The sequence below is a fragment of the Streptomyces aurantiacus JA 4570 genome (assembly GCF_000414115.1).
Taxonomy (GTDB): domain Bacteria; phylum Actinomycetota; class Actinomycetes; order Streptomycetales; family Streptomycetaceae; genus Streptomyces; species Streptomyces aurantiacus_A.
In genome coordinates this window covers 1-12,601 of sequence record NZ_AOPZ01000036.1, presented here as the reverse complement: position 1 = coordinate 12,601, position 12,601 = coordinate 1, and the positions used below count along the sequence as shown (strand labels likewise).

At 70.2% G+C, this 12,601-nt stretch carries 11 protein-coding genes; 9 read left to right on the top strand and 2 right to left on the bottom strand.

Annotated features, from left to right (window positions below; genetic code table 11):
* The first annotated feature begins 39 nt into the window (after nt 1-39).
* From eccD to STRAU_RS04910, 6 genes are all read left to right on the top strand, one after another.
* On the top strand, nt 40-1,575 hold the full coding sequence (gene eccD, locus STRAU_RS04935) for a type VII secretion integral membrane protein EccD (RefSeq protein WP_052028962.1): 1,536 nt from the start codon (nt 40-42) through the stop codon (nt 1,573-1,575).
* Nucleotides 1,576-1,792: 217 nt separating this feature from the next.
* Nucleotides 1,793-2,113, top strand: a complete 321-nt coding sequence (rpsO, locus tag STRAU_RS04930; protein WP_016639136.1) for a 30S ribosomal protein S15 — start codon at nt 1,793-1,795, stop codon at nt 2,111-2,113.
* Between the two features lie 420 nt (nt 2,114-2,533).
* Entirely contained in the window at nt 2,534-4,774 is a 2,241-nt protein-coding gene (locus STRAU_RS04925; protein WP_016639135.1) for a polyribonucleotide nucleotidyltransferase, read from the top strand.
* The gene (locus tag STRAU_RS04920; RefSeq protein WP_016639134.1) at nt 4,771-6,150 is read left to right on the top strand and encodes a M16 family metallopeptidase; all 1,380 of its coding nucleotides are present in this window, start codon (nt 4,771-4,773) and stop codon (nt 6,148-6,150) included. Before STRAU_RS04925 ends, STRAU_RS04920 begins: the two co-directional genes overlap by 4 nt.
* Nucleotides 6,151-6,220: 70 nt before the next feature.
* A complete protein-coding gene (dapB, locus tag STRAU_RS04915; RefSeq protein WP_037657602.1) occupies nt 6,221-6,973 on the top strand; it encodes a 4-hydroxy-tetrahydrodipicolinate reductase in 753 nt (250 codons plus the stop codon).
* A 32-nt stretch (nt 6,974-7,005) separates the two neighbouring features.
* Nucleotides 7,006-7,458: a tetratricopeptide repeat protein gene (locus STRAU_RS04910; RefSeq protein ID WP_016639133.1), complete on the top strand. Its 453-nt coding sequence runs from the start codon at nt 7,006-7,008 to the stop codon at nt 7,456-7,458.
* 35 nt (nt 7,459-7,493) lie between these two features.
* Here the strand turns inward: STRAU_RS04910 and STRAU_RS04905 are convergent, their stop codons facing one another.
* Nucleotides 7,494-8,054, bottom strand: a complete 561-nt coding sequence (locus STRAU_RS04905; RefSeq protein ID WP_016639131.1) for a PH domain-containing protein — start codon at nt 8,052-8,054, stop codon at nt 7,494-7,496.
* A gap of 121 nt (nt 8,055-8,175) precedes the next feature.
* Nucleotides 8,176-8,415, bottom strand: a complete 240-nt coding sequence (locus STRAU_RS04900) for a hypothetical protein (RefSeq protein WP_016639130.1) — start codon at nt 8,413-8,415, stop codon at nt 8,176-8,178.
* Nucleotides 8,416-8,638: 223 nt separating this feature from the next.
* On the opposite strand from STRAU_RS04900, the gene thyX reads away from it, so the two are divergent.
* From thyX to STRAU_RS04885, 3 genes are all read left to right on the top strand, one after another.
* Nucleotides 8,639-9,379, top strand: coding sequence for an FAD-dependent thymidylate synthase (gene thyX, locus STRAU_RS04895; RefSeq protein WP_016639129.1), 741 nt, complete (start codon nt 8,639-8,641; stop codon nt 9,377-9,379).
* Between the two features lie 257 nt (nt 9,380-9,636).
* On the top strand, nt 9,637-10,536 hold the full coding sequence (gene dapA / locus STRAU_RS04890; protein ID WP_016639128.1) for a 4-hydroxy-tetrahydrodipicolinate synthase: 900 nt from the start codon (nt 9,637-9,639) through the stop codon (nt 10,534-10,536).
* A 129-nt stretch (nt 10,537-10,665) separates the two neighbouring features.
* On the top strand, nt 10,666-12,351 hold the full coding sequence (locus STRAU_RS04885) for a ribonuclease J (protein ID WP_016639127.1): 1,686 nt from the start codon (nt 10,666-10,668) through the stop codon (nt 12,349-12,351).
* Nucleotides 12,352-12,601 lie beyond the last annotated feature (250 nt).

The following is a 12,601-nucleotide window of genomic DNA, read 5'->3' as shown; positions in this document are numbered from 1 at the left end:
AGCCTTGGGCATGGGGTCTTGGGCAAGGGGGAGCAGCGGGTGAGCGTGACAACTTCTGCGGCCGGCGGACCGGCTACGGCGACCACGGCATCCGCGGCATCCACGGCAGCCCCCAGGACCGCCGCCGGACTCGGCTTCTGCCGGGTCACCATCGTCGCCCCCGACAGCCGGATCGACGTGGCGCTGCCCGACGACGTCCCCGTCGCCGACCTCTACCCGGAGATCCTGCGCCTGTCCCGGCAGAGCCCCGCCGAAGGCGCCCCGGTCGGCTACCACCTCGTACGCCGTGACGGCGCGGTCCTCGACAGCGCCCGCTCCTTCGCCGCCCAGCGCATCCTCGACGGTGAACTCCTCACGCTGCGGCCCTTCTCCGCGTCGCTGCCCCCGGCCGTCTTCGACGACGTGTCCGACGCCATCGCCTCCGCGGTCACGCGCGACCGCTCCCTCTGGAACGCCGAGCTGACGCGCCTCGCCGGCCTGACCGGCGGCGCCGTCCTTCCGGTCCTCCTCGCCTTCGCGACCTGGACGGCGGCCCCCCGGCACGACCCGCACGGCCTCCCCGGCATCCTCGCCGCCGTCGCGGGCCTGCTGCTGCTCACCCTCGCCGGCGTCCGGGCCCGGATCTACGACGACCGGGCCGCGTCCGTAGCGCTCGGCCTCGGCGCGCTGCCGAACGTGGCGGTCGCGGGCTCGGGACTGATTCCGCCGGCCGACGGGCAGGGGATCGGCAAGCTCCAGTTCCTGCTCGCCTGCGCGGCCGTACTGATCGCGTCGGTGGTGCTCGTCCTGGTGTCGCCGCGGGCGGACGGGCCGTTCGTGGCGTGTGCCTTCGCCGCCGCCGTCGGTCTCTTCGCCACGTTCACGGCGAGCCTCGGTGAACTGACACCCGCCGAGACCGCCGCGCTCTGCGCCCCGGTCGCCGTCGGCGCGCTCGCCTTCCTGCCGGGCCTGTCGATGCGCTTCGCCCGGCTGCCCATCGGCTACGAGCCGCCGCACGCCTCGCAACGTACGTACGACCCCGACCCCGACCCCGACCCCGCGCCCCAGGACCCGGTCGACGGCGAACGCGTCGCCGCCCAGGCCCGGCGCGGCCACGAACTGCTCATCGGGCTCGTCGGCGGCTGCGCCCTGGTGTCCGTCGGCGCCGCGGCGGTCCTCGGCTTCTCGGACGACGTGTGGGCCCGGCTCCTCGCCCTCGCCACCGGCGTCGCCATGCTGATGCGGGCCCAGCTCTTCCGCTACACCGCGCAGGTCGCGGCCGCTCTGGCGGCGGGCCTGGCGTGCCTGCTCCTGCTCGGCGTCGGCCTCTGCCTGAACCCGCCGCAGAGCATGGTGCGCGACGCCCTGAGCGGCGACACCGCGGCACTCGACGTACGCACCATCTGGCTCGTCGCCGCCATCGCCGCCACCGCCGCGCTCACCACGGCCATCGGCCTGATCACCGCACGCAGCGGCGTGACGCCCTTCTGGGGCCGCTTCCTGGAGATCGCGGAGGTCTTCGTCCTCCTTACACTGGTGCCGCTGACCCTCGCGGTCTTCGACGTGTACGCGTCAGCGCGCGCGCTGACGAGCTGACGCCCGGGGCGGGAGCCGGGCCCGGGAGGGCACCCGCCCCCAGCCTGGTACTCTGTGTAACGCCCGCATGTCTGCGCACCCCCAAGGCCCCCGGCCAGGGAAAGCGCCGCGGCATCCCGCCTCCCGAGGCGGACCCCAGCCTCCCGAGTCACCGAAGCCCCCCTGAGACGAAGACCAGGGGCACTCGGAGGCACCGAAGACATCACAAGGAGTACGCGTGTCGCTCGACGCCGCTACGAAGAAGCAGATCATGACCGAGTTCGGCACCAAGGAGGGCGACACCGGCTCCCCCGAGGTCCAGGTCGCGCTGCTCTCCCGCCGCATCTCGGACCTGACCGAGCACCTGAAGACGCACAAGCACGACCACCACTCCCGTCGTGGTCTGCTGATCCTCGTCGGTCAGCGCCGCCGTCTGCTGCAGTACCTGGCCAAGAAGGACATCCAGCGCTTCCGTGCCCTGGTTGACCGGCTCGGCATCCGCCGCGGCGCGGCGGGCGCCAAGTCCGCGGCGCGGCGGGCGCCAAGTAAGACGCCGTGAAGGGAGCGGTTCCCACTCGAAGCACTCGAAGGGGGCCGCTCCCTTTGCTGTACGTGCGCAGTGTCACCGGCCCTTTGTAGTCTGGTGACATCCGGCACACCGCCGGAGACCGCACATCACCGGAGACCGGCACACCGCCGGACACCGGCACAACCGCAGGACGCGGGCGCGAGCCCGCCATCACAACCCCATATGGAGAGGCGCATCCAGCCGCCGCCGGTCCTCGGTAGTGGCCCCCGGGATACGAAAAGACGAACCCCGGGTGCTTCGATCGAAGACCGGCCCGCACATACGGCGCGCTTCTCCCACCACCGCGCGGCCACACGGGCCCGCGGTGGGAAACCCCAGGCCACACGGGCCCGGGGAAACTCCCCGGCCACACGGGTCGGGGGGCGAAGACGATACGTAGGAGAACCGCTGGTGGAGAACGAGACCCACTACGCCGAGGCCGTCATCGACAACGGCACCTTCGGCACCCGCACCATCCGCTTCGAGACGGGCCGGCTGGCCCGTCAGGCCGCCGGCTCCGCCGTGGCCTACCTGGACGACGACACCATGGTGCTGTCGGCCACCACCGCTTCGAAGAAGCCCAAGGACCAGCTCGACTTCTTCCCCCTGACGGTGGACGTCGAAGAGCGGATGTACGCCGCCGGCAAGATCCCCGGCTCCTTCTTCCGCCGTGAGGGCCGGCCCTCCGAGGACGCGATCCTCACCTGCCGCCTGATCGACCGCCCGCTGCGCCCGTCCTTCAAGAAGGGCCTGCGCAACGAGATCCAGGTCGTCGAGACGATCATGGCGCTCAACCCCGACCACCTGTACGACGTGGTCGCGATCAACGCCGCCTCCTGCTCCACGCAGCTCGCCGGACTGCCCTTCTCGGGCCCGATCGGCGGCACGCGCGTGGCGCTCATCAACGGCCAGTGGGTCGCCTTCCCGACGCACACCGAGCTCGAGGACGCCGTCTTCGACATGGTCGTCGCCGGTCGCGTCCTCGAGGACGGCGACGTCGCGATCATGATGGTCGAGGCCGAGGCCACCGAGAAGACCATCCAGCTGGTCAAGGGCGGCGCCGACGCCCCGACCGAGGAGGTCGTCGCCGCCGGTCTCGAGGCCGCGAAGCCCTTCATCAAGGTCCTCTGCAAGGCCCAGTCGGACCTCGCCGCCAAGGCCGCCAAGCCGGTCGGCGAGTTCCCGATCTTCCTCGACTACGAGGACGACGTGCTGGAGGCCCTCACCGCCGCCGTCAAGCCCGAGCTCGCCCAGGCGCTCACCATCGCCGGCAAGCAGGAGCGCGAGACCGAGCTGGACCGCGTCAAGGCGCTGGCCGGCGAGAAGCTGCTCCCGGACTTCGAGGGCCGCGAGAAGGAGATCTCCGCCGCGTACCGCTCACTGACCAAGACCCTGGTCCGTGAGCGCGTCATCAAGGAGAAGAAGCGCATCGACGGCCGCGGCGTCACGGACATCCGTACGCTCGCCGCCGAGGTCGAGGCCATCCCGCGCGTGCACGGCTCCGCCCTGTTCGAGCGCGGCGAGACCCAGATCCTGGGCGTCACCACGCTGAACATGCTCCGGATGGAGCAGCAGCTCGACACGCTGTCCCCGGTGACGCGCAAGCGCTACATGCACAACTACAACTTCCCGCCGTACTCCACCGGCGAGACCGGCCGCGTCGGCTCCCCGAAGCGCCGCGAGATCGGCCACGGCGCCCTGGCCGAGCGCGCGCTGGTGCCCGTGCTGCCCACGCGCGAGGAGTTCCCGTACGCCATCCGTCAGGTGTCCGAGGCCCTCGGCTCCAACGGCTCGACGTCCATGGGCTCCGTCTGCGCCTCCACCATGTCGCTGCTGAACGCCGGTGTGCCGCTGAAGGCCGCCGTCGCCGGTATCGCCATGGGCCTGATCTCCCAGGAGATCGAGGGCGAGACGCACTACGTCACCCTCACCGACATCCTCGGTGCGGAGGACGCCTTCGGTGACATGGACTTCAAGGTCGCCGGCACCAAGGAGTTCGTGACCGCCCTCCAGCTCGACACCAAGCTGGACGGCATCCCGGCCTCCGTCCTGGCCGCCGCCCTGAAGCAGGCCCGCGACGCCCGCCTCCACATCCTCGACGTGATGATGGAAGCGATCGACGTCCCGGACGAGATGTCCCCGAACGCCCCGCGGATCATCACCGTCAAGATCCCGGTGGACAAGATCGGTGAGGTCATCGGCCCGAAGGGCAAGATGATCAACCAGATCCAGGAGGACACCGGCGCCGACATCACGATCGAGGACGACGGCACCATCTACATCGGTGCCGCCGACGGCCCGGCCGCCGAGGCCGCCCGCGCCACGATCAACGGCATCGCCAACCCGACCATGCCGGAGGTCGGCGAGCGCTACCTGGGCACGGTCGTCAAGACGACCACCTTCGGCGCGTTCGTGTCGCTGCTCCCGGGCAAGGACGGTCTGCTGCACATCTCGCAGATCCGCAAGCTCGCCGGCGGCAAGCGCGTGGAGAACGTCGAGGACGTCCTCGGTGTGGGCCAGAAGGTCCAGGTCGAGATCGCCGAGATCGACTCCCGCGGCAAGCTCTCCCTCATCCCCGTGGTCGAGGGCGAAGAGGGCGAGTCCGACAGCGGCTCCGACGCCTCCGACAAGAAGGACGACACCGACAAGTGACGTCACGTAGCACCACGACGACGGCCCGCACCTCCTCGGAGGCGCGGGCCGTCGCCCGTACCCAAACCCTCATCAAGGGCGAGAACGGCATCGGCACGGTCCGCAAGACCACCCTCCCCGGGGGCCTGCGCGTCGTCACCGAGACCCTGCCCTCCGTCCGCTCGGCGACCTTCGGCATCTGGGCCCACGTCGGCTCACGCGACGAGACCCCGTCCCTGAACGGCGCGACGCACTACCTGGAGCACCTGCTCTTCAAGGGCACCAAGAAGCGCAGCGCCCTGGACATCTCCTCCGCGATCGACGCGGTCGGCGGCGAGATGAACGCGTTCACGGCCAAGGAGTACACGTGCTACTACGCGCGCGTGCTCGACACCGACCTGCCCCTCGCGATCGACGTCGTCTGTGACATGCTCACCGGCTCGCTCATCGAGCAGGAGGACGTCGACGCCGAGCGCGGCGTCATCCTCGAAGAGATCGCGATGACGGAGGACGACCCGGGCGACTGCGTGCACGACCTGTTCGCGCACACGATGCTCGGCGACACCCCGCTGGGCCGCCCGGTCCTCGGCACGGTCGACACCGTCAACGCCCTCACCGCCGAGCGCATACGCCGCTTCTACAAGAAGCACTACGACCCGACCCACCTGGTCGTCGCCGCGGCCGGCAACGTCGATCACCAGAAGGTCGTCCGTCAGGTCCGCGCCGCCTTCGAGAAGGCCGGCGCGCTGCACCGCACGGACGCGACGCCCCTCGCACCCCGCCATGGCTCGCGCCGCCTGACCACGGCCGGCCGCGTCGAGCTCGTCGACCGCAAGACCGAGCAGGCCCACGTCATCCTCGGCATGCCCGGCCTCGCCCGCACCGACGAGCGCCGCTGGGCCCTGGGCGTCCTGAACACCGCGCTCGGCGGCGGCATGTCGTCGCGCCTGTTCCAGGAGGTCCGCGAGAAGCGCGGCCTGGCGTACAGCGTGTACTCGTACACCTCCGGATTCGCCGACACCGGCCTCTTCGGCGTGTACGCGGGCTGCCGCCCGAGCCAGGTGCACGACGTCCTGAAGATCTGCCGCGACGAGCTGGACCACGTGGCCCAGCACGGCCTGACGGACGACGAGATCGGCCGTGCCATCGGCCAGCTCGCGGGCTCCACCGTCCTCGGCCTGGAGGACACCGGCGCGCTGATGAACCGTATCGGCAAGAGCGAGCTGTGCTGGGGCGAGCAGATGTCGGTCGACGACATGCTCGCCAAGATCTCGGCGGTCACGCCGGACGAGGTCCGCGAAGTGGCCAGGGACGTCCTGGGCCGACGCCCCTCGCTCTCCGCGATCGGCCCGATCCAGGACAAGCAGGCGGCGCGTCTGCACGACGCGGTCGCCTAGCAGCGCCGACCGACAACGGGCCCGGCTCCCGTAAGGGATGTGGGCCCAACTCCCGTAAGGAATGAAGGACATGAGCAAGCTGCGCGTGGCGGTCATCGGTGCCAAGGGCCGGATCGGCTCGGAGGCCGTGCGGGCCGTCGAGGCCGCCGACGACATGGAGCTGGTCGCCGCTCTCGGGCGTGGCGACGGCCTGGAGACGCTGGTCGAGTCCGGCGCCCAGGTCGCGGTGGAGCTGACCACCCCGTCGTCGGTGATGGACAACCTCGACTTCTGCGTACGTCACGGCATCCACGCCGTCGTCGGTACGACGGGGTGGACCGACGACCGCCTCGCGCAGCTGCGCACCTGGCTGGCCGCGTCGCCGGAGACGGGCGTGCTCATCGCCCCGAACTTCTCCATCGGCGCGGTCCTCACGATGAAGTTCGCGCAGATCGCCGCGCCGTACTTCGAGTCGGTGGAGGTCGTCGAGCTGCACCACCCGAACAAGGCCGACGCCCCCAGCGGCACCGCCACCCGCACCGCCCAGCTCATCGCGGCCGCCCGCGAGCAAGCGGGCAGCGCCCCGCAGCCGGACGCCACGGAGACGGCGCTCGACGGCGCCCGCGGCGCGAACGTCGACGGCGTCCCCGTGCACGCCGTGCGCCTGCGCGGCCTCCTCGCCCACCAGGAGGTGCTGCTCGGCGGCGAGGGCGAGACCCTCACGGTCCGGCACGACTCGCTGCACCACAGCAGCTTCATGCCGGGCATCCTGCTCGGCGCGCGCCGGGTGGTGTCCACGCCGGGTCTGACCTTCGGCCTGGAACACTTCCTGGACCTCGGCTGACCGGGCCTCGGCCGGTCCGGAAAAGAAACCCCATGCGAGCGAAGATCACCTACGCCGTCACGGCTGCCGTCCTGGTCGTCTACTTCGTCCTGGTCGGCAGCCGCGGCGTGCTCCTGATACAGCACGGCACCGTCCTCACCGTCACCTTCGGCGTCGCGGTGCTGATCCTGCCGGTCATCGGCGTCTGGTTCCTCTGGAAGAACACCCGGTTCGTCCAGCGCGCCAACCGCCTCGCCGCCGAGCTGGAGGCCGAAGGCGGCCTGCCCGTCGACGAGTTGAAGCGCACGCCCAGCGGCCGCATCGACCGCGACTCGGCCGACGAGGTCTTCGCCCGGCGCAAGGCGGAGACGGAGGACACCCCCGACGACTGGCGTTGCTGGTTCCGCCTCGCCGTCGCCTACCACGACGCCAGGGACACGCCTAGGGCGCGCAAGGCGATGCAGCGGGCGATCGCGCTGCGCGAGGGCAGGGCGCTGAGCGCGTAGCGGCGCCCTGACGGCCGCTGGGGCAGCGCCCTCCGTCAGGCCGTACGGCGGTATTCGTCGGCCCAGACCTCGATGGTGTCCGCCGCCCGGTCGAAGGCCGTGCGGCGCGCCAGGAAGTCCGCGTTCCGGTCGGTCAGGAGCAGCCGCTGCTCGCCCGTGGCGCGGTCCTTGCGTACGAGGACCAGGGCCTGCCCCTGCACGGTGCGGGGCAGCCCGAGCCACCGCACCGGCTGCTGGGCCGTACGCACGGAGGCGATCTGCGCCCACGGCACCGTGTGCGTGCTCAGGAAGGCCACCCGGCGCAGCCCCTGCGCGCTCACCCAGGTGCCCATCCGGAGCAGCCGCAGGGCGGCGGCGATGATGAGGACGGCCAGACCGGCGCAGGCCGCCGCACCCGGCAGGGCACCGGCGGCCGCGATGATCACGGAGGCCACGAGGACGTACGAGGCCAGGAGCAGCAGTACGGCCGAGGCGGCGACGCGCCAGGGGCCCGGGCGGTACGGCCGGCGCCAGCGGTCGCGGTCCTCGAAGGGCAGCGCGGCGTCGTCCGTCGTGTCGTCGAAAGCGCGGTCCGCGGTCAGGAAAGGCAGGGGCACGGCTGATCCTCACTCAATCCACGCATGGGCTGTGCCCGGTGAGGTTATCCAGCCGTGCTCCCTGCTACCACCCCTGGGGGGCCAAGGGGGCTACCACCGCCGCCAGGGGCAGCGGCGGTCGTCAGCGTCCGTCTGATGCCTCGGACTGCTGGGTCTTGGCGGGTGACTGGTCGGCCGACATCGCGGGCATCCCGAAGAGCAGGGAGCCCACCAGGCCGGCCACCACGGTGAGGCCGATGAGCGTCCGGCCCGCGATCTGACTGGCCGTGGCGCGCTCACGAGGTGGGGGAGTGACGTTGCTGCGGAACTTGTCGGCTTCGGCGATGAAGGCGAAGGGTACGGGCTCTCGCCGACGGAACATGGGGCGCGCTTCTCCTCACGGGACTCGAACGGAACTCTGTTGAATAGACAGACGCGCGAAACGGCCAAAAGGTGCCCTGTTTCGGCAAATTCGTCGAAGATTGTCGGGACGGGTCACCGGACGGCCGATTGTCGGTGCCGGGCCATAGAGTGGGCGCCGCCCGAAGACGCACCCGAAGACGCGGACGGGCTGCCCGAAGATGCACATGGAAGGACCCCCGCCAGTGAGCGAGACCCCAGCCGAAGACCTCAAGCCCAGCTTCCGCAGCGATGTGACGGTCGAGCTGGTCAAGCATGCCGCGACCGACCAGGACGTCCTCTGGGCGGCGCGGGTCTCGACCGCGGGCGAGCAGTCCCTGGACGAGCTGAAGAAGGACCCGGAGCGCTCCAAGGGCCTGATCAACTACCTGATGCGGGACCGCCACGGCAGCCCCTTCGAGCACAACTCCATGACGTTCTTCATCAGCGCCCCGATCTTCGTCTTCCGCGAGTTCATGCGCCACCGCGTCGGCTGGTCGTACAACGAGGAATCGGGCAGGTACAGGGAGCTCCAGCCCGTTTTCTACGTCCCCGACGAGGCCCGCAAGCTCGTCCAGGAGGGCCGCCCGGGGAAGTACGTCTTCGTCGAGGGCACCCAGGCCCAGCAGGAGCTGACGGGCCGCGTGATGGAGGACTCGTACCGCCAGGCGTACGAGGCGTATCAGGAGATGCTGGCCGCCGGCGTCGCCCGCGAAGTCGCCCGCGCGGTCCTGCCGGTGGGCCTCTTCTCGTCGATGTACGCGACGTGCAACGCCCGCTCCCTGATGCACTTCCTCGGCCTGCGCACGCAGCACGAGCTCGCCAAGGTCCCGTCCTTCCCGCAGCGGGAGATCGAGATGGTCGGCGAGAAGATGGAGCAGGAGTGGGCCAAGCTCATGCCGCTCACGCACGCGGCGTTCAACACCAACGGCCGCGTCGCTCCCTGACGGGGGGCGTGCGACCGCGCGCGGCGCCGCCGGTCCGCCCCACGAGACGCGGATGCGCGGGTCCTTGAGGCACTGATGTGCGGATGAGCCGAGCGAAGTGTCCGTATTGCGGCATTTCTAGAAGTTCATCTAGCCTGATCAAACGGACCCGGCACTGCTTGAACCCCCGAGCAGGCAGTGCCGGGCTCCTCCCTCGTCAGGCCCTGTGCGTCACCCGAGGGGCGACCCCGCGCTGAGCAGCGAGTAGCGTGTTACCCATGGCTCCGACCTCCACTCCGCAGACCCCCTTCGGGCGGGTCCTCACCGCCATGGTCACGCCCTTCACGGCGGACGGCGCACTCGACCTCGACGGCGCGCGGCGGCTCGCCGCCCACCTGGTGGACGCAGGCAACGACGGCCTGATCGTCAACGGCACCACCGGCGAGTCCCCGACCACCAGCGACGCGGAGAAAGCCGAGCTCGTACGAGCCGTAGTGGAGGCGGTCGGAGAGCGCGCCCACGTGGTGGCCGGTGTCGGCACGAACGACACCCGGCACAGCATCGAGCTCGCCCGCGCCGCCGAACAAGCCGGCGCACACGGCCTGCTCACCGTCACGCCGTACTACAACAAGCCTCCGCAGGAGGGCCTCTTCCGGCACTTCACCGCGATCGCCGACGCCACCGAGCTGCCGGTGATGCTGTACGACATCCCGGGCCGCAGCGGCGTACCGATCAACACCGAAACGATCGTGCGCCTGGCAGAGCACCCGCGTATCGTCGCCAACAAGGACGCCAAGGGTGACCTGGGCCGCGCGAGCTGGGCCATCGCCCGCTCCGGCCTCGCCTGGTACTCCGGCGACGACATGCTCAACCTGCCGCTGCTCTCGGTCGGCGCGTGCGGCTTCGTCTCCGTCGTCAGCCATGTGGTCACGCCCGAGCTGCGCGCGATGCTCGAGGCGCACGCCAACGGCGACGTACAGAAGGCGACCGAGATCCACCAGAAGCTGCTCCCGGTCTTCACGGGCATGTTCCGTACGCAGGGTGTGATCACCACCAAGGCGGCGCTCGCCCTGCAGGGCCGCCCCGGCGGTCCGCTGCGTCTGCCGCTGGTCGAGCTCTCGCCCGAGGAGACGGCCCAGCTCAAGATCGATCTTGCTGCCGGCGGGGTACAGGTCTAATCACAGACTTCACAACTGAATAGCCAAGACCGCAGGCCACATGCCTGCACCCACACAACTGCTACTGCACGAACGTCACGCGCGCCACGTGCCCCGGAGGTACGTGGCGTGTGTGGTGAGGAGAGTCTTTTGAGTCATCCGCATCCTGAACTCGGCGCCCCGCCGAAGCTCCCGAAGGGCGGCCTGCGGGTCACCCCGCTCGGCGGCCTCGGCGAGATCGGCCGCAACATGACCGTCTTCGAGTACGACGGGCGTCTCCTGATCGTCGACTGCGGAGTGCTCTTCCCTGAGGAGGAGCAGCCCGGAATCGACCTGATCCTGCCGGACTTCACGTCCATCCGGGACCGCCTCGACGACATCGAGGGCATCGTCCTCACGCACGGCCACGAGGACCACATCGGCGGCGTCCCCTATCTCCTGCGCGAGAAGCCGGACATCCCGCTGATCGGCTCCAAGCTGACCCTCGCCCTGATCGAGGCCAAGCTCCAGGAGCACCGCATCCGGCCCTACACGCTCGAGGTCGCCGAGGGCCACCGCGAGCGCGTCGGTCCCTTCGACTGCGAGTTCGTCGCGGTGAACCACTCCATCCCGGACGCGCTCGCGGTCGCCATCCGCACGCCGGCGGGCATGGTGGTGCACACCGGCGACTTCAAGATGGACCAGCTCCCGCTGGACCGCCGCCTCACCGACCTGCACGCCTTCGCGCGCCTGAGCGAGGAGGGCATCGACCTCCTTCTCTCGGACTCGACGAACGCCGAGGTCCCGGGCTTCGTCCCGCCGGAGCGCGACATCTCGAACGTGCTCCGCCAGGTCTTCGCGGGCGCCCGCAAGCGGATCATCGTGGCCAGCTTCGCCAGCCATGTGCACCGCATCCAGCAGATCCTCGACGCGGCTCACGAGTACGGCCGCAGGGTCGCCTTCGTCGGCCGTTCGATGGTCCGCAACATGGGCATCGCCCGTGACCTCGGCTATCTGAAGGTCCCGCCGGGCCTGGTCGTCGACGTCAAGACCCTCGACGACCTGCCGGACCACGAGGTCGTCCTGGTCTGCACGGGTTCCCAGGGCGAGCCGATGGCCGCGCTGTCGCGCATGGCCAACCGGGACCACCAGATCCGCATCGTCTCGGGCGACACGGTGATCCTGGCGTCGTCGCTCATCCCGGGCAACGAGAACGCGGTCTATCGCGTCATCAACGGCCTGACCCGCTGGGGCGCCAACGTCGTCCACAAGGGCAACGCCAAGGTGCACGTCTCGGGCCATGCCTCGGCCGGCGAGCTGCTGTACTTCTACAACATCTGCAGGCCGAAGAACCTGATGCCGGTGCACGGCGAATGGCGCCACCTGCGCGCCAACGCCGAGCTCGGCGCCCTCACCGGCGTCCCGCACGACCGCATCGTCATCGCGGAGGACGGCGTCGTCGTCGACCTCGTCGAGGGCAAGGCCAAGATTGTCGGCAAGGTCCAGGCGGGTTACGTGTACGTCGACGGCCTCTCGGTCGGCGATGTGGGCGAGCCGGCCCTCAAGGACCGCAAGATCCTGGGCGACGAGGGCATCATCTCGGTCTTCGTCGTCATCGACTCCTCCACCGGCAAGATCACCGGGGGCCCGCACGTCCAGGCCCGCGGCTCCGGCATCGAGGACTCGGCCTTCAACGCGGTCCTGCCGAAGGTCCAGGAAGTCCTGGAGAAGTCGGCCCAGGACGGCGTCGTCGAACCCCACCAGCTGCAGCAGCTCATCCGCCGCACGCTGGGCAAATGGGTCTCGGACAACTACCGCCGACGCCCGATGATCCTGCCCGTCGTCGTCGAGGTCTGACGCTCGCCGGACCGGCCTCACGACGGGCCTGACGATCGGCCCCCTGGAGCGGGGCGCCTCGATTTGCATCGGGGCGCCCCGCTCCAGTACGTTTACGGCTCCGCCAGACGGGGAAGCGCCGCGCACGGACGTGCCGGAGGCCCACCCGAACGGGGCGGAAATGCCGACTCAGAACCTCTGATAAAGTCGGAGCCGCCGGAAAGGGAAACGCGAAAGCGGGCCCCTGAAAGGCACCGAGGAAATCGGAACG